Raw genomic sequence first — 23,821 nt, forward strand, 5'->3', positions numbered from 1 at the left:
GTACCCATTCTACCGGGGCAGAAGATGGGAGTACTCCTATAAAAGGCGCCCCGGTTACCTTCGTGAGGTAACCGGGACGCTTAGAGTGGGGGTTGAGTTGCGCCTACTCGGCGTCTTCTACCAGAACAACGTCAGAGACAGTCAGCTCGCCGTTACCCTCCACTAGGGTGATGGCGCGGGCATTGCCGGCAGCCTTGAGGTCGTTCAAACCTGCGGTCAGTCGGGTAACGTCAGCGGCAGAAGCGGTGATGACAGCGCTCTCAACCTCGGTGCGCTGTTTGACCTGGGCCTCGCTCTTTGCCTTGCGCAGCCCGCTTAGGGCGGTTGCAACGGTGGGAAGCACCTCGGCATCAGCATCTGCTACCAGTGCTGCATAGCCTTCGGTGGTGGGCCAGGGTGCACGGTGCACGGAGTCAGCACGCCACCAGCTCCAAATCTCGTCGGTGACGAAGGGCAGGAAGGGAGCGAAGAGACGCAGCATAGCATCGAGGGTCGTTGCAAGAGCCGCCAAAACTGAGGTCTGCTGGTCTTCACCCACGTTGCCGTAAGCGCGATCCTTAATAAGTTCTACGAAGTCATCGGTAAAGTGCCAGAAGAAGGTCTCTGAGATTTGCAGAGCACGGGCGTACTCGTAGTTCTCAAAGGCTTCGGTGGCGCTCTCAACTAGGGTGTTGAGGCGTGCCAGCAGAGATAGGTCCAGCTCGTTGATGACCGTGGTGGACTGCTCGGGGCTGGTCAGCACTGAATCAGCGGTAGCACCCAGACCCAGAACAAACTTGGAAGCGTTAAGCAGCTTGATCGCCAGGCGGCGGCCAATCTTCATCTGCGCTTCGTCATAGGCGGTATCGGCGCCCAGCTTTGCGGAAGCTGCCCAGTAGCGCACCGCGTCCGAACCGTACTTTTCGAGGACGTCGTTGGGGACCACCACGTTGCCCTTAGACTTTGACATCTTCTTGCGGTCCGGGTCCAGGATCCACCCCGACAGGGCGGTGTTGGTCCAGGGAACGGTGTTCTCCAAGGAGTTGGAGCGAACCACGGTCGAGAAGAGCCAGGTGCGGATGATGTCGTGACCCTGAGGACGCAGGTCCATGGGGAAGGTGACTTCATGCAGCTTCTCGTTCACGGCCCAGCCAGTAGCAATCTGAGGGGTCAGGGAGGAGGTTGCCCAGGTGTCCAGGACGTCGGGGTCAGCAATGAAGCCTCCGGGCACACCACGCTGATCCTCGGTGAAACCGGGGGCAACCTGAGAAGCCGGGTCAACTGGGAGCATGTCCTCGGTGGGCAGGATGGGAGCGTCGTAGTTGGGCTCGCCCTCAGCATCCAGTGCGTACCAGATGGGGAAGGGCACCCCGAAGAAGCGCTGACGGGAAATGAGCCAGTCCCCGTTCAGACCCTCAACCCAGTTCTCGTAGCGGGAGCGCATGAAGGCAGGGTGCCAGGTCATTTCGCGTCCGCGCTCTACCAGAGCATCGCGGCGCTCGGCATCACGGCCACCGTTGCGGATGTACCACTGACGGGAGGCCACGATTTCGAGGGGCTTATCACCTTTTTCGTAGAACTTGACCGGGTGGGTGATGGGCTTGGGATCGCCGTCCATTTCACCGGCTTCGACCAACATCTCAACAACGGTCTTCTGAGCGGTGAAGACGGTAGCGCCAGCCATACGCCCGTAGCGCTCGCGTCCCTCTGGGCTGGTGATCCACTCCGGAGTCTCGGATGAGAAGCGGCCGTCGCGGCCAATCAGGGCGCGGGTGTCCAATTGCAGTTCGCGCCACCAGGTGACGTCGGTGGTATCGCCGAAGGTACAAATCATGGCGATACCGGCACCCTTGTCAGGCTGGGCTAGGGGGTGTGCCTTGATTTCGACCTCAACACCGAAGAGGGGAGAGGTGACCTTGGTGCCGAAGAGAGGCTTGTAGCGTTCGTCATCGGGGTGGGCGACCAGGGCAACGCAGGAGGGTAGTAGCTCGGGGCGAGTGGTCTCAATCCAGACCTTCTCGCCGTTCTCGCGGTGGAAGGAGATGCGGTGGTAGGCACCGGGGCGTTCTTTATCTTCTAGCTCTGCCTGAGCAACCGCGGTGCGGAAGGTGACATCCCACATGGTGGGGGCTTCTGCCATGTAGGCATCGCCGCTCGCTAGGTCGTTGAGAAAGGCCAGCTGAGAGACCTTGCGGGAGTGTGCATCGATGGTGCGGTAGGTGTGCGACCAATCAACGGACAGACCCAGGGTGGTGAAGAGTTCTTCGAAGACCTTTTCGTCTTCAACCGCTAGAATTTCACAGAGTTCGATGAAGTTCTGGCGGGAGATGCGGGGCCAGTCGCGCTGGTTCTTGGCGGGCTTTTCGGGCGCTGTGAAATCGGGGTCATAAGGGATCGCGGGGTCGCAGAGTACGCCGTAGTAGTTCTGAACGCGGCGTTCGGTCGGCAGACCGTTATCGTCCCAACCCAGGGGGTAAAAGACGTTCTTGCCCTTCATGCGCTGGTAGCGGGCTATCACATCGGTCTGGGTGTAGGAGAACATGTGACCAACGTGCAGTGAGCCGGACGCCGTGGGCGGCGGGGTGTCAATCGAGTAGACCTGATCGCGGGTGGTGTTCTCGTCAAACGCGTAGGTGTTGTGCTCAGCCCAGTTCTGAGTGAACTTTGCTTCAAGGCCTTCGAGGCCGGGCTTAGCGGGGACATTGATTTCTGCGGGCGTGTCTGTGCCCTGGTTGATTTCAGCCATGCTGTCCATTCTCTCATGTCTGGCTCCAGCATGCACCCGGGCAGAGGGCTTCTGTGAGCAGTAGGATAGAGCTCAGAGATTACCTACCGTGAGGAGTTCATATGACCCTGCCTGCTAACCCTTTTGCCCCCGATGCTCATACCGGTAAGGTTGCTGTGGTGACCGGTGCCTCTTCTGGAATCGGTCGTGCCACCGCAGAGCTGATGACTGCTACCGGCTGGACGGTTTATGCTGTAGCCCGCCGCGCTGATCGCCTCGAGGAGCTGGCCTCACGCACTTCGGTGCATCCGATCGTCCTCGATATTACAGACGCGGACGCGGTCACGGCCCGCTCCCAGGAGATTCTGGGCGAGACCGGGGGCCGTCTCGATGCTCTCGTTAATATCTCTGGCGGTGCTATTGGGGCTGACTCTGTGGCGAATGCCAACCCTGCTGGCTGGTCGGCCATGTTCGAGCTTAACGTGATTGGCACCCTCAATATGGTCAAGGCTTTTTTGCCCGCCCTGCGCGAGAATGGCCAGGGCACCGTGCTCAACCTGACCTCAACCGCGGCTGAAGCCGGCTACGAAGGGGGAGCGGGCTACAACGCGGCCAAGTTTGGTGAGCGGGCCCTGACCGAAACCCTGCGCCTGGAAGAAGCTGAACATAACGTGCGTGTAATTGAGGTACGCCCCGGCATGGTGCACACCGAAGAGTTCTCGCGTAACCGCCTGGGATCCGAAGATGCCGCAGCTAAGGTCTACGTTGGCGTGGAGAAGCCCCTGCTGGCTGAGGATGTCGCCCAGACTGTCACCTTCGCCGTGAACGTTCCCCACCATATCAACCTGGACCACATCACCATGCGGCCGGTGGCCCAGGCGGCTCAGTACAAAGTGATTCGCCGGGCAGAATAAATCTGCCAGAAGCGTTAAGTGCGAGTGGGGGCTGCCGTATGAGGCGGATTAGTCGGATGTCTTGAAAACAGTTCTATCGAGGGTAGGGTAAAAACCCAGGAGCTAGGGTTTAGATATCCAGGCTCGCACCGTGGAGCAAGTGATGGAAGGGTTAGAGACGGTCATCTTCGCTCCCGTTGTGGAGAATTAATCACGATATATGACGGGTGGGGGTGTATCTCTCCTGCTGTTGATTGTCCTGTACAGTGGGTGGGGTCAGCCCCACCCACTGTGCTGTGTCAATAGAAGACTGGAGCCTCATGATTCACCTGGTCGCCGCCTCCCACGGAACCGATAACCCCCAGGGTCGTCAAGCCGTCAATCTCATCCGTGAGCAGCTCACTGCCCTGGTCGAGGCTCAGGCTCCGGGAACCTACACTGTGCACGAAGCCTATGTTGATGTGCAAGAACCCTCCCTGCCGCAGGTATTGCAGGGGTTACCGTCCGGGGCGACCGCCGTCCTTGTGCCCCTGCTACTCTCACCGGGCTACCACACCGAACACGATATGAGGCAGGCAGCTGCCGGCGCCAGCCACTTGACTACCGCAATTGCACGCGCCCTGGGCCCCTCAGCAGCCCTTGCCAAACTGCAGCGTCAGCGGCTAGAAGAAGCGGGCTGGGACGGCTACGACGATATCGCCATGGCGGCAGCCGGTTCCTCCCGGGCAGACGGCCGTGAAGCCGTGCTCTACCAAGCAGAAGTATTCAGCACCCTGCTCAGCCGGCGGGTGCCCTACGGCTTTGTCGCCGATATCGAACCCACTATCGAACAGGCGTGGGAGAGTAACCAGGCCGAATACATCTCAACCTACCTGCTGGCCCGCGGCTACTTCCACAACAAACTCACCAAGGCTTATCAGCGCACAGAAAAGGCGGTCGTCGCCGAGCCGCTCGTGTTACCCGGTGAGGCCGCCTCTGCTGCGGTGATCGCTTCGGTTGCCCTGGAGCGGTCTAACGAAGCCCTAGCTGCTCTTAGCGCTTAACCGCTACCGCCTCAAAGGTCTCAGCAGGTTCAACGTAGGCCTGCTGGGACTCAATCAGCTGCAGTTCACGCTGGCCCGAGGCTAGGGTGTTTTTCAGCAATTCGTAGACGCTGGCGGTGGTGAGTTCCAGTGCTTCCTTCAGGCTCTTGCCCGCTGCGAAGTGAGAGGCAAAGAGGGCCTGGGTAACATCTCCCGAGCCGTTAGCCTTCATGGGCAAGCGGGGAGTGGTGACTAGCCAGGCCTCATCGCCTGAAACGGCCAGCATCTGAATGGAGTCGTCGGGGGTTTCGGGGGTGTTAACGCTGGTGACCAGCACTGTCTGGGGGCCAACCTTCTGGACTGCGGCCACAGACTCAAGGACCTCATCTAGGGTCTTAGGGTCGGTGCCGGCTACAAAGCCCAGCTCAAACTGATTGGGGGTGATGATGTCGGCGTGCTGGATTACGCGGTCACGGATGAGCTCCTGCACCTCGGTGGAAACGAAGCAGCCGCTGGTTGCGTTGCCCAGCACCGGGTCGCAGGAGTAGAGGACGTTAGGGTTGGCTGCGCGGGCCTGAGCAACGGCATCGAGAATGGCATCGCCGATGGATGAGCCACCCTGGTAGCCAGAAATCACCAGGGCGGTGTCGGCTAGGCCGCCCCGCTCTTCGATGCCGGTGACAATCTCACGGACGTCGTCACCCGAAATCAGCGGGCCTCGCCAAGCACCGTAGCCGGTGTGATTTGAGAACAAGACGGTATTGACGGGCATGACCTCGTGGCCAAGGCGCTGGAGCGGGAAGACTGCGGCTGAATTACCTACGTGGCCGTAGGCAACAGCGGACTGAATAGACAAAATACGCATAAACACCATTGTGGCACGCCCCGGGTCTATCTGCGGTACACCCGTTTCATGAGATGACAGATAAGTCTGCCGTCAGTGGCGCACAGTAGTTGGCTCTCAGGTTCTGACGCAAACTTTAGAGCGTAAAAATTACCCCCTGTGAAGACCTGTGACGTAAAAATGTCGCCCCGTGACTTAGCCCCCGAAATAAATCGACCACCCCGCCCCCATAAGCCTAGACTTTCAAACAATTCGACCTTAAGAACTGTTATGAAAGGAACACTATGGAACCCTCATCCGTGAGCTTTAAAAACTTTGGTCTTGGTTCACCGGCCACACCGCTGGAAAATCCGGCGATCAGCCCAGAAGGAACGGCCGAGCCCGCCCAGCTCTCAAACGCAGAGAAAGAGGCCAACCGGGAACTCGTGGATCGCTATGCGGATGCCCTCTACGATGCGAGCGCCGAAGAAATCCTGACCTGGGCCCACGAACACGTGGCGGGCAAGCTGGTGGTAACCCTCTCCATGGAAAACACGGTGCTGGCTGAACTAGCCAGCCGTTACCTCCCTGACTCAGACTTTCTTTTCCTCGATACCGGGTATCACTTTCCCGAGACCCTGGACGTAGCTCAGCAGGTAGAGCAACGCTACCCCCAAAACCTGGTCAGGGCTAAGCCCCTGCTCACCGTCGGCCAGCAGGATGCACGCTACGGTATCAACCTCTATAATGCCGACCCCGCCGCCTGCTGCCGCATGCGTAAGGTGGAGCCCCTAGCCGTGTCCATGGCCCCCTACACCGGCTGGATCACCGGCCTACGCCGGGCAGATTCACCGCTTCGCGCCACCACCCCGGCCCTGGACATTGACCCCAACGGCAGACTGAAAATTTCGCCCCTGGTCACCTGGAGCCTGGAAGACACCGACCAGTACATCGAAGACAAGAACCTCATCGTTCACCCACTGACCAAGGCAGGCTACCCCTCCATCGGCTGTGCCCCCTGCACCGCCAAGGTAGAAGCTGGCCAAGACCCCCGCAGCGGACGCTGGGCAGGGTTCACCAAGACAGAATGCGGACTACACACATGAGCACCACAACAGCAGGAACCCTTTCACCTCACCTCAAAGACCTAGAAAACGAGTCAATCCACATCCTGCGCGAAGTAGCCGGGCAATTCGATAAGGTCGCCCTGCTCTTCTCTGGCGGCAAAGACTCCGTAGTTGTCTACGAACTAGCCCGCCGCGCCTTCGCACCTGCACCCGTGCCCTTTGAACTACTCCACGTGGATACCGGCCACAACTTCCCTGAAGTCATCGACTTCCGCGACCGCCTGGTGGAGCGCACCGGCGCCCGCCTGCGCGTTGCCAAGGTCCAGGACTGGATTGACCGGGGGGAACTTCAGGAGCGACCCGACGGCACCCGTAACCCCCTGCAAACCGTGCCCCTGGTTGAAACCATCGAGGAGCAAGCTTATGACGCGGTTCTTGGTGGCGCTCGCCGCGATGAGGAACGAGCCCGCGCTAAAGAGCGAATCTTCTCGGTGCGCGATGCCTTCGGCGGCTGGGACCCCCGCCGCCAACGCCCCGAGCTGTGGAACCTCTACAACGGCGGGCACCTGCCCGGCGAGAACATCCGTGTATTCCCCATCTCCAACTGGACCGAAGCCGATATCTGGGAATACATCGGTGCCCGCGCTATCGAGCTTCCCCCTATCTACTTCTCCCACGAGCGCGAAGTTTTCAACCGTGATGGCATGTGGCTGACCGCGGGGGAGTGGGGTGGGCCCAGCAAGGGCGAACCCATTGGAACTCGCCGGGTACGCTACCGCACCGTCGGTGATATGAGCTGCACCGGTGCGGTCCTGTCTGAAGCCAGCACGGTACAGGACATCATCACCGAAATCTCTACCTCAACTCTGACCGAACGCGGCGAAACCCGCGCGGACGACCGCCTCAGCGAATCAGCCATGGAAGACCGCAAAAAGGAAGGTTACTTCTAAAATGACTCTGCTCACCCACCCCACCGACAGCGAGGCGGCACCCGGGGCACCGGCGTCCGCCCAGCTCGCAACTCGTCAGACCCTGCGCCTGTGCACCGCCGGTAGTGTCGACGACGGCAAATCAACCTTCGTGGGCCGCCTACTGCACGACACCAAGAGTGTGCTGGCCGATCAGCTCTCAGCAGTCGAGCGCACCAGCCGTGAGCGCGGCCACGATGGCCTTGACCTATCACTACTGGTTGATGGTCTGCGCGCCGAGCGTGAGCAGGGCATCACTATTGACGTGGCCTACCGCTATTTCTCAACCGCCGAGCGCACCTTCATTCTGGCTGATACTCCAGGCCATGTGCAGTACACCCGCAATACCGTTACGGGTGTTTCAACCTCCCAGGTCGTAGTGTTGCTCGTCGATGCCCGCCACGGCGTGGTGACCCAGACCCGCCGCCACCTGACGGTCGCAGCCCTGCTGGGCGTGCGCCAAGTAGTTCTGGCGGTCAACAAGATTGACCTGGTGGATTACTCCCAGGGCACCTTTGAGCAGATTCGCGAGGAATTTACGGCTCTAGCGCAGGAGAAGGGGGTTGCCGAGGTCACCGTCATCCCCATTAGCGCGCTGAAGGGGGATAACGTGGTGGAACCATCCACCAATACCCCCTGGTACACCGGCCCCACCGTGCTTGGTTACCTAGAAACCGTGGAGGTCACCGACGCTACGTCTGAGCTGGGTCTGCGCCTGCCCATTCAGTACGTCATCCGCCCCCAGGGCACTGACTACCGGGGCTACGCTGGCCGTATTGCCGCCGGGCACCTGGCCGTGGGGGATACCGTGCACCTGGGGCAGGGGCGCACCAGCACCGTTACCCATATCGACACCGCAGACGGTGAAGCCGCTACTGCCACCACCGGAGATTCCATCGTGGTGCGCCTGGAAGACGATATTGACCTATCCCGCGGCGACCTCATCGCAGGAGCCGACCGCCCCGAGGGCAACCGAGAGCTCACCGCCACCCTGGTAGGACTGGCCGACACCCCGCTACGCCCCGGCGCCAAGGTAAAACTCCGCTACGGCACCTCCCTGGTGCGCGCTCGATTGACCTCCATTGAATCCCTACTCGATATCGACACCAACCATGAACACCCGGGTGAAGCGATCGAACTGAATGACATTGCCACCGTCACCCTGCAACTGGCAGAGGACCTACCCACCGAACCCTACAGCGGGCGTGGCCTGGTAGGCTCCCTTTTGCTCATCAATCAGGCAGACGGCACCACCCTCGCCGCAGGGCTCGTCCGCTAGAGCCCCTCACAGAACAAATACCACCATGAACAAACTACTTCTCATCGCCCTAGGCGGTCTGCTTGCCCAACTGGTCGACGGCAGCCTCGGCATGGGGTTCGGTGCCACCTCAACCACCTTGCTCCTTGCCCTTGCCGCGATGAACCCGGCCAGCGCGTCCGCAGTTGTTCATGTGGCAGAACTCGGCACCACCCTCGCATCGGGTGTAAGTCACTGGCGGTTCAATAACATCGACTGGAAGGTTGTACTTCGCCTGGGCCTGCCCGGGGCGGTAGGCGCCTTTGTCGGAGCCACCCTGCTCTCCACCCTCTCCCTAGCCGCCGCCAAGCCGGTCATGGCAACTATTCTGACTCTCATCGGCATCAACCTGGTCCTCCGCTTTTCAACCGGACGGCGCACCGCCCGGGGCACCGGCGCCCCCGCCACCCCCCGAACCCTCAGCATCCTAGGGCTCTTCGGAGGGTTTGTGGACGCCGCCGGTGGCGGCGGCTGGGGACCGGTCACCAGCTCCACCCTGATGAGCATCGGCAAAACAGAACCCCGCCGAATAGTGGGTACCGTTAATACGGCTGAATTCCTGGTCACCCTAGCAGCTAGCCTAGGCTTTGTCCTGGGCATGTGGCAGGAACTGACCGAACACCTCCTGCCCGTCCTCGCTCTGCTAGCCGGTGGCGTCCTCGCTGCCCCGTTTGCTGCCTGGCTGGTCACCCGCATCAACCCCACCGCACTCGGGGGCTTTGTGGGCACCTGCCTCGTCGTAACCCACCTGCCCTACCTCATCGGCCTTGTCCCGGCTCTGGCGCCCTATAGCCTGCCACTGATTCTGGCAACTGCCCTAACCGGGCTGGTCCTCAGCATCCGCGGGGTACTACGAAGCCGCCAGCTGACGCCGCGCCGACCCACCGGCTATCAGGAAACCGTTCCTCCCTCAATTCACACTCTTGCTACCAGCACCACACGCACGAAAGACTAGAACCCATGGCAAAAACCCTCACCGCCCGTCCTGATCAGGCCGCAGCCCCGGCTCGTCGCAAACCCGTCTCTAAGAAGCCCAACGGTCAGTGGAAAATTGACGGCACGACCCCGCTCAATGCCAATGAAGAATTCAAGCTGGCCGACGACGGCTTGCACGTGCGCGAGCGTATCATCGATACCTACTCCAAAGATGGCTTCGATGCCATCGACTCAGATGATCTACACGGGCGCTTCCGCTGGTGGGGACTCTACACCCAGCGTAAGCAGGGGATTGACGGCGGACGCACCGCCACGCTGAGCCCAGAAGAGCTTGAAGATAAGTACTTCATGCTGCGCGTGCGAATCGACTCGGGTCAGCTCACCACCGAGCAGACCCGCGTGATCGGGGAAATCTCCCGAGATTTCGCCCGTGATACCGCCGATGTGACCGACCGCCAAAACGTGCAGCTGCACTGGGTGCAGGTAGAAGATGTGCCCGAAATCTGGCGCCGCCTGGCTGAGGTGAATCTTGATACCACCGAGGCCTGCGGTGACGTTAGCCGCGTCATTCTGGGCTCGCCCTTAGCCGGTATCGCGGCTGACGAACTGATTGACCCTACCCCGGTCATCCATGACATCAAAGAAAAGTACATCGGCGACCCTGCCTTCTCGAACCTGCCGCGCAAGTTCAAAACCTGCTTCACCGGCCACCCCAGCCAGGACGTCGTTCACGAAATCAACGATATTGCTTTCGTAGGTGTGACCCACCCCGACCTGGGTGTCGGTTATGACCTGTGGGTGGGTGGGGGCCTATCCACTAACCCCAAGCTGGCCGAACGCCTCGGTGTCTTCGTCACCCAGGACCAGGCTGTTGAGGTCTGGAAGGGCGTCATCTCCATCTTCCGCGACTACGGCTACCGCCGCCTGCGCAATAAGGCCCGCCTGAAGTTCCTACTCGCCGACTGGGGCGTTGAAAAGTTCCGCCAGGTACTAGAAGAAGAGTACCTGGGTTACGCTCTGCCCGACGGCCCCGCCCCCAAGACCCCCACCGTGACCGGTGATCATGTTGGCGTGCACGCTCAGAAGGACGGCAAGTTCTACATCGGTCTGACCCCCACCGTGGGGCGCATTAGCGGCAGCCAGCTCATTGACCTGGCCCACCTGGTGGAAAAGTACGGCTCCACCCGCCTGAGCACCACCCCCTATCAGAAGCTGGTCGTGCTCGACATCGAAAAAGATGATGTTGAGCCCTTCATCGCCGAAGCTGAGAAACTGGGTTTTTACGCGCGTCCGTCCGTCTTCCGCCGCTCAACCATCGCCTGCACCGGTATCGAATACTGCAAGCTGGCGATTGTGGCAACAAAGTCCACCGCAGCGCGGGTGATTGATAACCTCGAAGAGCGCCTAGCCGATGTTGCTGACCAGCTCCCGGAGCGCCTGACCCTGCACATCAACGGCTGCCCCAACTCTTGCGCGCGTATTCAGACCGCAGATATTGGGCTCAAAGGCCAGATAATTACTACCGAGGACGGACGCCAAGTACCCGGCTTCCAGGTCCACCTCGGTGGGGGGCTGGCCGACTACCAGAATGATGCAGCCGGCACCCTTGGGCGTACTGTACGCGGGCTTAAAGTTGAAGCTGACCTGCTTGAAGACTACCTTGAGCGCCTGATTCGCGCCTACCTGGCTGAACGCGCGGACGCGTCCCTAAGCTTTGCCCGCTGGGCAATGGAGGCGGACGAGCAACAGCTAGTCTAGGGCTAGTCTTTCGACGCGTCCGCCGGTTTTCTCACTCCTTAGAAGTAGAAAACCGGCGGACGCGTCGAAATTTAGGTGACTCTCTGCGAGCCCTATCGACCCGCACCAGAGAGAGCCAATACCTGTAACCCTAGTGGGTCTCGAAGGCCCGAGCCATCACCTCATCGCGGCGGGGCCCGGCAACCGCGCACACCTCACCCAGGGTAATCACGGCAGGTGGCTTCACATCGGCCAGGGTTTCAAGACAGTCATCCAGGGTTGCGTATATCTCGCGCTGCTGGGGGCGGAAACCGTCCTGCACAGCAATCATGGGTAAGGATGCCGGCACCCCGCGCTCGCGCAAACCGGCAACGGTGTGGGGTAGGGACTTCACGCCCATGAGCAAGGAGACTGTGCCGCCGTCCTTGAGCAGGCCTGCTAATTGGTCCAGCTCTGAGCCGCTCAGGGGGGCATGGCCAGACACCACCGTGAACATGTGGGAGACACCGCGTAAGGTGATGGGAACTCCGGCAAGGGCGGGGAGGGCAATCGACGACGTAACTCCTGAATACACCGTTACCGGTATACCAGCCTGCTCACAGACATACAGTTCTTCAGCACCCCTGCCAAAGACGTAGGGGTCACCCCCCTTGAGGCGGGCTACGGTGCGCCCGGCTTGGGCATACTCGACCATGAGCTGGTCAATGTCGCGTTGGGGTACCCGGTGCTTGCCGGGAGTCTTTCCCACATCGATAATTTCCGCTTTGGGTGCCCAACGGGGCAGATCCTGGTGTGGGGCCAGGTGGTCAAGGAGGACGACGTCCGCCCGGCTGAGGGCCTCAAGGGCATGGCGGGTCATGAGCCCGGGATCACCTGGTCCTGCTCCTATGAGGTAGACTCTGCCGACTTGCTGGGGCGCAGGTTCGCTATCCACAAGAAGTACTGCGTGCAGGCCCCTGCTGTTCCGCGCGGTTTTCACCGCCTGACGCCAGCTAGCAATCTCATTGGGCTGCTCGGCACAGATGACGACCACAGAGGGGGAAATACCTTCTATAGCAGAGGCAAGTAAGTCAGGGGAGTAGACACTCGTTACTTGAGCAGCGGCCTGATACTTAGGCGCAACCTGGCGCACCCGCTCTGAAGCTCCGCAGAGCAGCACAGCGGCACTGGCTACATCAAGATCAGCGAACACTCTTCTTCCTCTCGCTAGAAAACTCGCTACCCTTCATCCTCACACGGGGTAGGCGACTTCACCCACTTGCATGACCTCGCATGAACCGGCCTGTAACCGCCGTGTCACACGAGGTCACACGGGTACTATCTAGCCTGCATGCACCGGCAGTCTAGCTCCGGCAATCAGAACCTTCTCACCGGCGTCCTCACCCTCAAGATCGCCATCAGCCGCAGCTATTTCTGCCTCGGTTGCCGGGCGAATCTGATTGCGTTCCAGCACATACATGCGGTCACCTGCCGAATTGGCTTCCGGTTCATTGACAAAAGCCCTAAAACGGCGCAAACGCTTCTCATCACGCAAAGTCGCGGCCCACTCGTCCTCATAGTGGTCAATGTGGTACTGCATGTCGGCATCCAGCTGCTCACAGAGGCCCAGCTTGTCGTCGATAATTACCTCGCGCAGGTGACCGATGGCATCCCCGAACTTCTCGTCTAGGTCCTCAGCCCAACGGGCAGTGCGCTGCAGCTTATCAGCGGTGCGGATGTAATACATCAGGTAACGGTCAATGTAGGTGTAAGCAGTCTCTTGATCCAGGTCCTTAGCGAAGAGACGGCCGTGCGCGGGAGTCGCACCACCGTTACCTGCGAAGTAGAGGTTCCAGCCATTAGCGGTGGCAATTACCCCAACGTCCTTGCCCTGAGCCTCAGCACATTCACGGTTACAACCCGAAACACCCATCTTGAACTTGTGGGGTGAACGCAGACCCTTATAGCGGTTCTCGGTATCGATAGCCATCTGCACCGAATCCAGCATGCCAAAGCGGCACCAGGCGCTACCGATACAGCTCTTGACGTTACGCAGTGATTTACCGTAGGCCTGGCCAGACTCAAACCCGGCCTCCACCAAACGCTTCCAAATCTCGGGGAGCTGTTCCAAGCGTGCACCGTACATACCGATACGCTGGGCACCATTAATCTTGGTGTAGAGACCAAAGTCGCCGGCAACCTCAGCGATAACCGCCAGCTTCTGCGGGGTGATTTCACCCCCCGGGATGCGGGGGATCACACCGTAGGTGCCATCCTTCTGCATGTTAGCCAGGTTTCGGTCGTTGGTGTCCTGCAGAGTGCCACGGCCGCCGTCCAGAGCGTAGCTCTTGCGGGTGGACGCCAGGATGGAGGCAACCGTCGGCTTACAGATTGCGCAGCCCTCTTCGCCCTTGCCAAAGCGCTCCAGCACGGTATAGAAGTCATCCAATTCAGCCACAGCATGGACTGCCTGGAAGAGTTCAGCACGTGAAAACTCGAAATGATCACAGAGGGCATTAGAAACGTCCAGCCCCATCTTGGCCATGGTCTGATTCAAGGTCTTCTGAATCATGGGGACACAGTTACCGCACTGGGTGCCAGCAGTGGTGCTTTTCTTGATGGAGTTCACATCCTGGTCGCCGTTTGCTACAGCTGCACGAATAGAACCAAAGCTAACGTTATTGCAGGAACACAGGATAGCGTCATCAGGCAACTCGGTATCAGGAACCCCGTCCCCACCGGAAGCTGAGAGATAGGCATTAGGCTCAGCTGGCAACTCACGACCCAGCAGAGGCTTCAAAGAATCGTAGGGGTCAGTATCGCCCACAAAGACGCCACCCAGCAGGGTCTTAGCATCCGAGGTAGTGACAATCTTCTGGTACATCCCGCGCGCGGGATCGGCATACACAATCTCAAGGCAACCCGGAGTAGTGCCACGTCGGTCGCCGAAACCAGCCACAGAAAGACCGGAGAACTTCAGCTTGGTCGCAATATCAAAGTCGGTTAGAGACTCATCGCCCCCGGTCAGGTTAGTTGCCACTGCCTCAGCCATCTGGTTAGCCGGTGCCACCAGACCCCAGGTGCGGCCCAGAATGCAGGCGACCTCGCCGATAGCCCAGATGGTGGGGTCCTCCGACTGACAGTTGGGGGTAACCAGTACGCCACCGCGCTCGCCGACCTTGAGCCCGGCATCCCTAGCAAGTTGGTCATTAGGGCGGATCCCTGCTGCCATCATGACGATGTCAGCGGGCAGGTTGTGAATAGCTGCTTCATCGCCCATGCCATCTGCAACTGATACAGAAACAACCTCTCCGTTAGCGTCACGGTTGATAGATGAAATAAAGGCACCGGTTTCAATCTCAATCCCAGCTTCGCGGATTGCGGCATTGACGGCGAAGCCGCCGCCCTGATCAACCTCGATGGAAAGGAGCCAGGGAGCTACGTCCAAAATGGTTGGCTCGCCGCCCAGGTGCTTGAGACCCTCAGCTGCTTCAAGGCCCAACAGACCGCCGCCAACCACGATAGCTTTGGGGGTCCGTCCCAGTTTTTCACTGAGTCGCTCCATTTCGCTGACGACGTTTTTCACACCGTCAATGGTGCGAAAAACATGCGCTGATTCGGAGCCAGGGATGGGGATTTTGATGGCTGAGGAGCCGGTAGCTAGGACTAGCTCATCGTAAGAGTAGGACCGGCCATCGGTTGCGCGGACGCTGCGGTTCTTGCGATCAATGGCGGTGGCGCTCACGCCGTTGACCAGGGTGACGTGAGGGCTGGTCCATAGATTTGAATCGCCCAGGGTGAGATCGCGGTGTGGGTCAATGAAAATCTGTTCGAGGGCTACACGGTCGTAGGGGAGGTATGGCTCATCATTCAGCACGGTAAGGTGGGAGACGCCGGAGTCCTTCTCAATGAAGGCCTTGGCGAACCTCCAGGCGGCGGGCCCACCTCCAATTACGACGATATTGCGGGCGTACTTTTGGTTCTGTGTATCAACCATGTGGCTACCTTTACGAATTGCTATCTGCGAGTAAGAGGGGATGCCGCAGATATTTGCTTATCAAATGCTAATATAACATTATTCCCACTCAATAAGTCTCAATCACACATAAAACAACAATTGTTAGTTTGGAGGAAAGATGTCAGCTAATCAGTGGATCGAAGTATGTTTATTTGATGACCTTGAGGTCAACTGGGGTGAAGCTGCTCTGATTGATGGTCACCAGTACGCGATTTTCCGCACGCACGATGACCAGGTTTTCGCTGTTGATCACCAGGACCCCAGGTCTGGCTCGCTGGTTATTGCCCGCGGAATTACAGGGGAAAAGGCAGGGGAGCGCACCGTCACTTCACCTCTCTACAAAGAGGTCTACAGCCTGGAAACCGGGGAGTGTGTTAGCGGGGCTGACTTTAGCTTGCCCGTTTACCCCGTCAAGGTTGAGGATGGAAAAGTTTACCTATCAACTATCCGTAAATAAAAGGCCTGCTGGATCAACTTTAATCCATAATAAATAATCGCCCCGACTGTAAAACGGGGCGATTATCTGTGAAAGAAAACTTAAGTTAACTTTGACCTTTACGTAATAGTCATTTAATACATAAGTGCAGTTTTTAGCGCTTGCGGTCACGCTCGGCGAGGCTAGCACCTGCCGCACCCCAATTTTCGCGGGGCACCTCATCCAGTATGATCCAGACTGAGCTTTCCTGGACGCCCAGCACTCGGGCTGTGGTTTTGGTGAGCTCTGCAATGAGTTCGGCTTTCTTTTCATCGTTCTGAACCGATGCGTAGCTGACCCTAAGCAAGGGCATGGTGTGCTCCCTTTCGTAGACTGATATAGACCTATTGTTTCATTGGAAGGCTTCCCATGCTACCTTTTGCTCTGCATTGTGAAAATCGCCCGGTGCTGGTGGTGGGAGGTGGGCAGGTTGCTACCAGAAGGTGCCGGGTGCTGGTGGAGGCCGGGGCGCTGGTGACTGTAGTGGCCCCAGAGCTTTCACACGGCCTCCTTGAGCTGGCTCAAGCAGGGAAGCTCACCTGGGTGCATAGAGGTTTTTCTACAGAAGATGTGGACGCGGCCTGGCTCGTTTTTGCGTTGACGGATAGTGCTACTGTGCAGGCTGAAGTGGCGGAGGTGTGCGAGGCAAAGAAAACCTGGTGTTCCGTAGGCGGGCAGCCGGCTCTCAGCTCGTTCTGGTCAATGGCTCATACGGAACACGAGGGCGTGACCGTGGCGGTCTCTGCGGGCGGGCGGCCCCGCCTGGCTAAGCGTCTGAAGGAAAAGGCATCTGAGTGGGTGCGGGGTGAACTGGGTAGCTAGTCAACATCAACTCACTATGGTTGAGGAGAAAATATTATGAGGCGTGACCCTATTCCCCAGGTGAGGTTCTTCTTGAAGATTTAGGCTTGACCGTAACCGAGTTTGCAAGGGTCTCGAAGTTTATCGCGGTGGTAAGCCCGGCATAAGCGGAGCGTCTTGAAGCTGCCGGACTACGCACTGCCTGTACTTGGCATCCCCTCCAAACTGCTCATAAGTTGTGGTCAGCCCGTCAAGCTGTCCTCTCTGGAGTCAAGGTTTTGGTCGTCCACTAGGTATGGCACTTAAATCGGAGGAGGAAACGCCTGCTGGGTGTCACGGTAAAAACAGCCCTGAGGCTTTAGGGTTCTATATCGTCAAAAAAATCTTCATCGAGTTCAAAGACCTCGTAGATCTGCTTAATTTGAACCCCAACCCGGTACTTAATCATCAGGCTCGCGAGCTTAGCCCCATCAATTAGCGCGATGCTGTGGGAGGGGGAAGCTGCCGTATCTTTGGCTGACTGAGTGAAAGAGCTGGTGGTGATGAAGACGCCGGAGGAAACGCCTTTGATAGCGAGCGCACCGATAAACTCGCGGATAGTAGCGCTCCCGACACTTGCTGTCTCTGCGTAGCGCTTAGCCTGAACATAGATTTTTTCAAGGCCTAGGGCGTCCTGGTCGATAACGCCATCAACGCCGCCGTCACCGGTACCGCCAATTTGTCTACCACGTTGTTCTGCCCCACCGTAGCCCATGGCAAGAAGCAGTTTAATGACTGCTTTTTCGAAAAAGGTTGGGTCTGAAGCTCTCAGTCGAGAAAGCAGCTCACCTTTTGTGGCCTCGACCAACACACTGATACTGTTTTCGATGCTCTCTATGGGCGTCTGATCACCATGAGATGATAGGGGCTGCTGTGGAGTGTCGGTTATGTTCTTGTTGGATTTTTGCTGCCAATATCTTTTAAAAATTTTGTTGGCATCGGAATACGTTAGGTCTGTGGTTCGGTTTGCTGCGAGCCAGATCTTACCTTCGTCGGTAATTTGGTAGATGCCTTTGGATAACCTGATAATCCAGCTGGATTTAACCAGGTGAGATAAAGTCCAACCAAGACGGTGAGCTATGACGGTTTGACCTGAAGAAATAGTAGCATCCAGCACCTCTTGTGAAAATGGGCTAGCGTTTATAACGAATTGGAAAATTTCCTGACGAGCTTTGGGTTCATTATTTTCCAGCGCCTCCAGTACAGGGCGAACGAAGAAAGGCCAGGGTGGAACAACAGTAAGTTCAGTGATTTCGGGCATGTAACCCATCATACTGTTTTCACAGTAGGCGAGTGGGGTTTCTGAAACATTCTAAGCTCACCCTAAAAATTGTAATTTGAGCCCACTCCGTCACACTCTTCGCTTGCAAAAGACCCCTATATAGGGGTACATAACGCTGACTTACACAATATCTTGTCTCACACCGGTGTAACTTACCCTCACTGCTCGCTGACGCCCGGAGCCTTGACCAAAGACCGTTAGACACTAGCGCTCAACCGTCATAAACTAGGAACAGTTGCAAAGACCCGGCTATCACCGGCGAGCAATCTGGAAGAACAGGTTATACCTGCATACCCCCGTATTCGTTGCGACGAGGGGAGTGCGCGGAATAGATGTAACCCCAGTAGAACCAGACGGGTAGGCCCGAAATAGCTGTCATGAAGCGACTGATAACCGTTTCGGTACTGCGCCGGTCACCACCCTAGGGTGATGACCGGCGCAGCCCTACACCTGCTGGCTTCTGCGCTGGTGGTGAGGGCGTATCGAAACGGTTACTTCAGTAAGCAAGGTGGTACCGCGCCACACAACCCACTGCCTCGGCAGTAAAGGTTGATGCAGCGTCCTTGCACCCGAGAAGATTTGTTAATCATCCAACGAACAGGGCGCACCATGACTAACCAGCCTGTCTACCCCAAGGCAAGTGCCACCAACGCTTTCGGCGTTGCTTCTTCACCCAACTTCCCGCACCTCGAAGAAGCTGTGCTGGACTACTGGAAGAAGGACGGCACCTTTCAAGCCTCCATTGACAACCGCAACGCCGGTGAGAACGGTGCCAACGAATTCGTTTTCAACGACGGCCCTCCCTTCGCTAATGGCCTGCCCCACTACGGTCACCTGCTCACCGGCTACGTCAAAGACCTGGTCGCCCGTTACCAGACCCAGCGCGGACATAAGGTAGAGCGCCGCTTCGGATGGGATACCCACGGCCTGCCCGCTGAGCTAGAAGCCATGAAGCAGCTGGGCATGACTGATAAGCAGCAAATCATCGAGATGGGCATCGACAATTTCAACGCCGCTGCCCGCGAATCCGTGCTCAAGTACACCAAGGAATGGGAAGAGTACGTTACCCGCCAGGCTCGCTGGGTAGACTTCGAGAACGACTACAAGACTCTGAACGTAGAGTACATGGAGTCGGTTATCTGGGCCTTCAAGCAGCTGCACGATAAGGGTCTAACCTATGAGGGTTTCCGCGTGCTGCCTTACTGCTGGAAAGACGAAACTCCGCTTTCAAACCACGAGCTGCGCATGGACGATGATGTTTATAAGGACCGTCAGGACCCCTCCGTCACCGTAGCCTTTACCATCACCGCTGATGATTCTTTGGCACAGCACAAGGACATCGCAGCCCAGCTGGTCGGTGCTGAAGCGCTCGCCTGGACCACCACTCCCTGGACTCTGCCCACCAATGAGGCTCTGGCTGTCGGCCCCGATGTTGAGTACTCCCTGGTAGCGGCCGCCGGTGATTTTGCTGGCCGAAAGTTCCTGATTGCCACCGACCTTCTGGGCTCCTACGCCAAGGACTTGGGCTTCGAAAGCGCTGAAGAAGCAGCCGATGCTGTTACCGCCACCTTTACTGGCTCCCAGCTGGAGGGCGTCCGCTATGCCCCCCTGTGGGACTACATCACTGACGCTGAGAAGTTTGGCACCGGTTCAGCCTGGCAGATTGTGGTCGCTGACTATGTCACCACCACCGACGGTACCGGTCTCGTCCACCAGGCACCTGCCTACGGTGAAGATGACCAGAAGGTCTGCGAAGGCTATGACATTCCCGTCATTCTTTCTATCGACGAGGGTGCTAAGTTCCTGGACTACTTCGCCGATGATTCCCTGGCTGAGGGCGCACCTCTGCGTGACATCGCCGGTGTGCAGATTTTCGACGCTAACCGAACCATCATCAAGGCCCTCCAGGCAGACGGCACCTTGATCCGTGAAAAGTCCTACGTGCACAGCTACCCCCACTGCTGGCGCTGCCGCACCCCGCTGGTCTATCGCGCTATCACCTCCTGGTACGTGCGCGTCACCGACTTCAAGGGCCGCATGAGCGAGCTCAACGAAGACATTAACTGGATCCCTGAGAACGTGAAGCACGGCCAGTTCGGTAAGTGGGTAGATAACGCCCGCGACTGGTCAATCTCTCGCAACCGCTTCTGGGGCTCACCTATCCCCGTCTGGGTTTCAGATGACCCCAACTACCCCCGTACCGACGTCTACGGCTCCCTGGCCGAGCTAGAAGCTGACTTCGGCCGCCTGCCCCTGAACAAGGACGGCGAGGTGGACCTGCACCGCCCCTACATCGACGAGCTGACCCGCCCCAACCCGTCCGACCCCACCGGCAAATCAACCATGCGCCGCGTTGAGGACGTCCTGGATGTCTGGTTTGACTCAGGTTCCATGCCCTTTGCTCAGTTCCACTACCCCTTTGAAAACAAAGAATGGTTCGAGGCGCACTACCCGGCGGATTTCATCGTGGAGTACATCGGCCAGACCCGCGGCTGGTTCTACACCATGCACATCCTGGCCACCGCCCTCTTTGACCGCACCGCCTTTGAAAACGTGATTGCCCACGGCATCGTGCTGGGCTCGGACGGACAGAAAATGTCCAAGTCCCTGCGCAACTACCCAGATGTGTCCGAGGTGCTAGATCGCGATGGTTCAGATGCCATGCGCTGGTTCCTCATGTCCTCACCTATCCTGCGCGGTGGTAACCTGATTGTCACCGAACAGGGTATCCGTGAGGGCGTCCGCCAGGTCATGCTACCCCTGTGGAACGTCTACCACTTCTTTGCCCTCTACACCAACGCTGCTCACGGCGGATCCGGCTACGAGGCACAGCTTGTTTCTGATGCTGAGCACGTGATGGACCGCTTTATTCTGGGCAAGACCCGCCAGCTGGTTGCAGATATCACCGAGGCCATGGACGCCTACGACGTCTCAGCTGCCTGCGACCTGCTCCGTCAGTACACCGATGCGCTAACCAACTGGTACGTGCGCCGCTCCCGCGAGCGCTTCTTCGATGAAGACACCGCGGCTTTTGACGTGCTGTACACCGCTCTTGAAACCTTCGTGCGTCTGGCTGCACCCCTGTTGCCCCTAACTGCTGAGGAAATCTACCGCGGTCTAACCGGTGAGCGTTCGGTGCACCTGACTGACCTGCCCAGCGTTGATGACTTCAAGGATGAATCAGAGCTCATTGCCCTGATGGAGACTACTCGCGGTGTGGCCTCCGCCGGCTCAGCGCTGCGTAAGGCTAACAAGCTGCGCGTGCGTCAGCCCCTAGCCTCCCTGACCGTTGCTGCTGCAGGCGGCAAGGAGCTGGCTGGAACTTTCGAGAGCATCATCGCAGACGAACTGAACATCAAGGCTGTTGAACTGCTAGACGCCGCTGAGGTCAGCCCCGCTGACTTCGGCATCTCCCAGCAGCTCAAGGTCAACGCTCGTGCAGCTGGCCCGCGCCTGGGCAAGCAGGTTCAGGTCGCCATCAAGGCCTCCAAGAACGGGGACTGGCAGGTTCTGGAGGACGGCACCGTAGTAGTTGGTGCCGACAAGATGGCACTGGAACCTGGCGAATACGAGCTCGAGACTGTCGTCGCTGAGACCGAAGAATCAGCAGACCGTGCTGTTTCCGTTCTACCCGGTGGTGGCTTCCTGGTGCTGAACACCGCTCTAACCAATGAGCTGATTGCTGAGGGCACCGCTCGCGATGCTATCCGCGCTATCCAGCAGGAACGTAAGGACAGCGGGCTGAACGTCTCAGACCGTATCGATCTGACCCTTGCCGCTCCGGCAGAGACTCTGGCAGCCGTTAAGGCTCATGAGGCTTTGGTGACCGGTGAAACGCTGGCACGGAGCGTGACCTACACCGAAGCAGACCAACTGACCATCACCGTAAAGAAGGCCTAATGCCCAACGGCAACTTAGATTTTGATGCTGTGCTTGGCCAAACCCCCGCCGAGGCTCTCCCTTACCAGACGGACGCCCTCGGTGTGGCAAGGGTCTACGCAGATCTGCTGGCCCGCGCACCCGAAAACAAGATGGCACCCCGCTTAGATGCCATGCGCCGTGCCGTTGAAATCCTGGGTTCACCTGAAAAGGCAGCCCCGGTTATTCATATCACCGGCACCAACGGAAAAACCTCCACCGCTCGTATGATCGAGCGCCTGCTCATGGCGCACGACATCCGCACCGGCCGGTACACCAGCCCTCACCTCTCCAAGGTCACCGAACGCATCAGCATCAACGGTGAACCGGTTGCTGATACCACCTTTGTTCGGGTTTGGGACGAAATCGCCCCCTACCTGACCATCGTGGACACTGAACTAGAGGCAGATGGGCAGCCCCGCATCACCTACTTCGAAGCTGTAACCATCCTGGCTTTCGCTATCTTCGCTGATGAGCCGGTAGACGTCATCGTCCTAGAGGTCGGTATCGGCGGCAGCTGGGACGCCACCAACGTCGCCGATGCCACCGTCTCGGTCATCACCCCCATCGGGCTGGATCACACCGATATGCTGGGGGAGACCCTGGCAGAAATTGCCGGGGAAAAGTCTGGCATTATTAAGCCCGGTAGCTTCTTGGTCTCCGCAGTTCAGGAGCCAGAAGCCGCCCAAGTTCTGCTCGAAGCAGCCCGAGCCAACAACGCTGACTACCGCTTCGAAGGCGTAGAATTCGGCACCGTCGAACGCACCGCCGGCGTTGGTGGGCAGCTGCTGACTATCCAGGGCTTAGCACAGCGCTATGAAAGCGTCGCTTTACCCCTCTTCGGAGAACACCAGGGGCAGAACGCCGCTGTTGCGCTCGCTGCCGTAGAAGCTTTTTTGGGAGGCGGTGAGAAGGAACTTTCAGAAGATTTGGTCAAGCAGGCCTTCGGAAGTGTCACCTCACCGGGGCGTCTTGAAGTAGTTGCCACTGAACCGGTTGTGGTGGTGGACGCCGCTCATAACCCGCACGGGGTGCGAGCCAGCGCCGCTGCCTTCAAGGAATCCTTTGCCCTCGAAGAGCTGCACCTGGTGGTCGGCATTCTGGGTGAAAAGGACGCCGCCGAAATCTTTAGCGTCCTGCGCCAGGACTATATTGATACCACCGAATACAGGGTCAAACTGCACCTCACTGCCTCGGATTCACCGCGGGCCATTGCACCGGCAACCCTGCAGGGGCTGGCACTTGATGCAGGCTTTGACGAAGATGACCTTGAGACTTACGAGAACATTCCCGACGCTGTTTCTGCCGCTCTAACGGCCGCGGCGGACGTCCCCAACCTCAATTCAGCAGTGCTCATCACCGGCTCCATCACGGTCGTCGGCGAAGCCCGCACCCTGCTGGGGCTCTAGGAGAACCATGGCTAAAATGACGCGATCCCAGCGCGAATGGCGCCCCGGGCAAAAGAAACCGGCACGCTCCATCAGGGTCATGTTCACCTCCATGGTGCTCTCCCTTGAAGCCCTGGTAGCTTTCTTCGCTACTCTTGCTATCTTCGGGCACAACTTCAACGAACCTACCAGCACCAGAATCTTGATTTGGGTGCTGGGGCTCTTGCTCGTAGTAGCCTTTATCGTCACCCCTGCCTTCTTGAAGAAGAGTAGGGGCTACACATTTGGCTACGTGCTTCAGGTGTTGCTGCTCCTGGTGGGTTTCGCCCTGCCCTCCATGTTCTTCGTCGGTGCAGCCTTCGCAATCGCCTACTGGTTCGCGGTAACCCGCGGGGCCCGCCTGGACGCCGAAAACGCCGTACGTGCCAAAGAGCAAGCCGAGTGGGACAAGGCTAATCCCCTCTAAGAAAGCAA

18 protein-coding genes are annotated in these 23,821 nt (G+C 58.5%); 12 read left to right on the plus strand and 6 right to left on the minus strand.

Features of this window, described 5'->3' with window-relative positions:
• Positions 1-103: 103 nt before the first annotated feature.
• A complete protein-coding gene (gene valS, locus VVR27_RS05405) occupies positions 104-2,725 on the minus strand; it encodes a valine--tRNA ligase (RefSeq protein WP_368547409.1) in 2,622 nt (873 codons plus the stop codon).
• A 101-nt stretch (positions 2,726-2,826) separates the two neighbouring features.
• On the opposite strand from valS, the gene VVR27_RS05410 reads away from it, so the two are divergent.
• Positions 2,827-3,618, plus strand: coding sequence for an SDR family oxidoreductase (locus VVR27_RS05410; protein ID WP_368547411.1), 792 nt, complete (start codon positions 2,827-2,829; stop codon positions 3,616-3,618).
• A 275-nt stretch (positions 3,619-3,893) separates the two neighbouring features.
• Positions 3,894-4,640 (plus strand): sirohydrochlorin chelatase, encoded by a 747-nt coding sequence (locus VVR27_RS05415; RefSeq protein WP_368547413.1) that lies wholly within the window; start codon positions 3,894-3,896, stop codon positions 4,638-4,640.
• Here VVR27_RS05415 and pdxY read toward each other — a convergent pair.
• Positions 4,630-5,484 carry a pyridoxal kinase PdxY gene (pdxY, locus tag VVR27_RS05420; protein ID WP_368547415.1) on the minus strand — a complete coding sequence of 285 codons (855 nt, stop codon included), beginning with the start codon at positions 5,482-5,484 and terminating at the stop codon, positions 4,630-4,632. The genes VVR27_RS05415 and pdxY overlap by 11 nt on opposite strands.
• Before the next feature lie 263 nt (positions 5,485-5,747).
• On the opposite strand from pdxY, the gene VVR27_RS05425 reads away from it, so the two are divergent.
• Genes VVR27_RS05425 through VVR27_RS05445 form a run of 5 tightly spaced genes read left to right on the plus strand, consistent with a single transcriptional unit; the run spans position 5,748 to position 11,468 of the window.
• Positions 5,748-6,548: a phosphoadenylyl-sulfate reductase gene (locus tag VVR27_RS05425; RefSeq protein ID WP_368547417.1), complete on the plus strand. Its 801-nt coding sequence runs from the start codon at positions 5,748-5,750 to the stop codon at positions 6,546-6,548.
• Positions 6,530-7,459 (plus strand): sulfate adenylyltransferase subunit CysD, encoded by a 930-nt coding sequence (gene cysD, locus VVR27_RS05430; RefSeq protein WP_409349930.1) that lies wholly within the window; start codon positions 6,530-6,532, stop codon positions 7,457-7,459. The genes VVR27_RS05425 and cysD overlap by 19 nt, the downstream gene beginning before the upstream one ends.
• 1 nt (position 7,460) lies before the next feature.
• Complete coding sequence (locus VVR27_RS05435; protein ID WP_368547421.1) at positions 7,461-8,756, plus strand: sulfate adenylyltransferase subunit 1; 1,296 nt, start codon at positions 7,461-7,463, stop codon at positions 8,754-8,756.
• Between the two features lie 25 nt (positions 8,757-8,781).
• The gene (locus tag VVR27_RS05440; protein WP_368547423.1) at positions 8,782-9,729 is read left to right on the plus strand and encodes a sulfite exporter TauE/SafE family protein; all 948 of its coding nucleotides are present in this window, start codon (positions 8,782-8,784) and stop codon (positions 9,727-9,729) included.
• Between the two features lie 5 nt (positions 9,730-9,734).
• Complete coding sequence (locus VVR27_RS05445) at positions 9,735-11,468, plus strand: nitrite/sulfite reductase (RefSeq protein WP_368547425.1); 1,734 nt, start codon at positions 9,735-9,737, stop codon at positions 11,466-11,468.
• A gap of 130 nt (positions 11,469-11,598) precedes the next feature.
• Here VVR27_RS05445 and cobA read toward each other — a convergent pair whose 3' ends face one another.
• A complete protein-coding gene (cobA, locus tag VVR27_RS05450) occupies positions 11,599-12,639 on the minus strand; it encodes a uroporphyrinogen-III C-methyltransferase (protein ID WP_368547427.1) in 1,041 nt (346 codons plus the stop codon).
• Positions 12,640-12,768: 129 nt separating this feature from the next.
• On the minus strand, positions 12,769-15,423 hold the full coding sequence (gene nirB, locus VVR27_RS05455; protein ID WP_368547429.1) for a nitrite reductase large subunit NirB: 2,655 nt from the start codon (positions 15,421-15,423) through the stop codon (positions 12,769-12,771).
• Between the two features lie 139 nt (positions 15,424-15,562).
• On the opposite strand from nirB, the gene nirD reads away from it, so the two are divergent.
• A complete protein-coding gene (nirD, locus tag VVR27_RS05460; protein WP_368547430.1) occupies positions 15,563-15,901 on the plus strand; it encodes a nitrite reductase small subunit NirD in 339 nt (112 codons plus the stop codon).
• A 133-nt stretch (positions 15,902-16,034) separates the two neighbouring features.
• Here the strand turns inward: nirD and VVR27_RS05465 are convergent, their stop codons facing one another.
• Complete coding sequence (locus VVR27_RS05465; protein WP_368547454.1) at positions 16,035-16,259, minus strand: 4-oxalocrotonate tautomerase family protein; 225 nt, start codon at positions 16,257-16,259, stop codon at positions 16,035-16,037.
• A 29-nt stretch (positions 16,260-16,288) separates the two neighbouring features.
• On the opposite strand from VVR27_RS05465, the gene VVR27_RS05470 reads away from it, so the two are divergent.
• The gene (locus VVR27_RS05470) at positions 16,289-16,741 is read left to right on the plus strand and encodes a bifunctional precorrin-2 dehydrogenase/sirohydrochlorin ferrochelatase (protein ID WP_368547431.1); all 453 of its coding nucleotides are present in this window, start codon (positions 16,289-16,291) and stop codon (positions 16,739-16,741) included.
• 337 nt (positions 16,742-17,078) lie between these two features.
• Here the strand turns inward: VVR27_RS05470 and VVR27_RS05475 are convergent, their stop codons facing one another.
• Positions 17,079-18,020, minus strand: coding sequence for a restriction endonuclease (locus tag VVR27_RS05475; protein WP_368547433.1), 942 nt, complete (start codon positions 18,018-18,020; stop codon positions 17,079-17,081).
• 630 nt (positions 18,021-18,650) lie between these two features.
• On the opposite strand from VVR27_RS05475, the gene ileS reads away from it, so the two are divergent.
• Genes ileS through VVR27_RS05490 form a run of 3 tightly spaced genes read left to right on the plus strand, consistent with a single transcriptional unit; the run spans position 18,651 to position 23,813 of the window.
• Positions 18,651-21,941 (plus strand): isoleucine--tRNA ligase, encoded by a 3,291-nt coding sequence (gene ileS / locus VVR27_RS05480; RefSeq protein WP_368547434.1) that lies wholly within the window; start codon positions 18,651-18,653, stop codon positions 21,939-21,941.
• A complete protein-coding gene (locus tag VVR27_RS05485) occupies positions 21,941-23,368 on the plus strand; it encodes a folylpolyglutamate synthase/dihydrofolate synthase family protein (RefSeq protein ID WP_368547436.1) in 1,428 nt (475 codons plus the stop codon). The genes ileS and VVR27_RS05485 overlap by 1 nt, the downstream gene beginning before the upstream one ends.
• 7 nt (positions 23,369-23,375) lie before the next feature.
• Entirely contained in the window at positions 23,376-23,813 is a 438-nt protein-coding gene (locus tag VVR27_RS05490; RefSeq protein ID WP_368547438.1) for a DUF4233 domain-containing protein, read from the plus strand.
• Positions 23,814-23,821: the final 8 nt, after the last annotated feature.

The organism is Rothia sp. LK2492 (genome assembly GCF_040946345.1).
Lineage (GTDB): Bacteria > Actinomycetota > Actinomycetes > Actinomycetales > Micrococcaceae > Rothia > Rothia endophytica.

What these genes read in the sequence shown, in the direction of transcription:
- VVR27_RS05445 (WP_368547425.1), top strand. Translation starts at nt 9,735, where the DNA reads ATGGCAAAAACCCTCACCGCCCGTCCTGATCAGGCCGCAGCCCCGGCT.
- ileS (WP_368547434.1), top strand. Translation starts at nt 18,651, where the DNA reads ATGACTAACCAGCCTGTCTACCCCAAGGCAAGTGCCACCAACGCTTTC.
- nirD (WP_368547430.1), top strand. Translation starts at nt 15,563, where the DNA reads ATGTCAGCTAATCAGTGGATCGAAGTATGTTTATTTGATGACCTTGAG.
- valS (WP_368547409.1), bottom strand. Translation starts at nt 2,725, where the DNA reads ATGGCTGAAATCAACCAGGGCACAGACACGCCCGCAGAAATCAATGTC.
- VVR27_RS05425 (WP_368547417.1), top strand. Translation starts at nt 5,748, where the DNA reads ATGGAACCCTCATCCGTGAGCTTTAAAAACTTTGGTCTTGGTTCACCG.
- nirB (WP_368547429.1), bottom strand. Translation starts at nt 15,423, where the DNA reads ATGGTTGATACACAGAACCAAAAGTACGCCCGCAATATCGTCGTAATT.
- pdxY (WP_368547415.1), bottom strand. Translation starts at nt 5,484, where the DNA reads ATGCGTATTTTGTCTATTCAGTCCGCTGTTGCCTACGGCCACGTAGGT.
- VVR27_RS05470 (WP_368547431.1), top strand. Translation starts at nt 16,289, where the DNA reads ATGCTACCTTTTGCTCTGCATTGTGAAAATCGCCCGGTGCTGGTGGTG.
- VVR27_RS05440 (WP_368547423.1), top strand. Translation starts at nt 8,782, where the DNA reads ATGAACAAACTACTTCTCATCGCCCTAGGCGGTCTGCTTGCCCAACTG.
- VVR27_RS05435 (WP_368547421.1), top strand. Translation starts at nt 7,461, where the DNA reads ATGACTCTGCTCACCCACCCCACCGACAGCGAGGCGGCACCCGGGGCA.
- VVR27_RS05410 (WP_368547411.1), top strand. Translation starts at nt 2,827, where the DNA reads ATGACCCTGCCTGCTAACCCTTTTGCCCCCGATGCTCATACCGGTAAG.
- VVR27_RS05490 (WP_368547438.1), top strand. Translation starts at nt 23,376, where the DNA reads ATGGCTAAAATGACGCGATCCCAGCGCGAATGGCGCCCCGGGCAAAAG.
- VVR27_RS05485 (WP_368547436.1), top strand. Translation starts at nt 21,941, where the DNA reads ATGCCCAACGGCAACTTAGATTTTGATGCTGTGCTTGGCCAAACCCCC.
- cysD (WP_409349930.1), top strand. Translation starts at nt 6,530, where the DNA reads ATGCGGACTACACACATGAGCACCACAACAGCAGGAACCCTTTCACCT.
- VVR27_RS05475 (WP_368547433.1), bottom strand. Translation starts at nt 18,020, where the DNA reads ATGCCCGAAATCACTGAACTTACTGTTGTTCCACCCTGGCCTTTCTTC.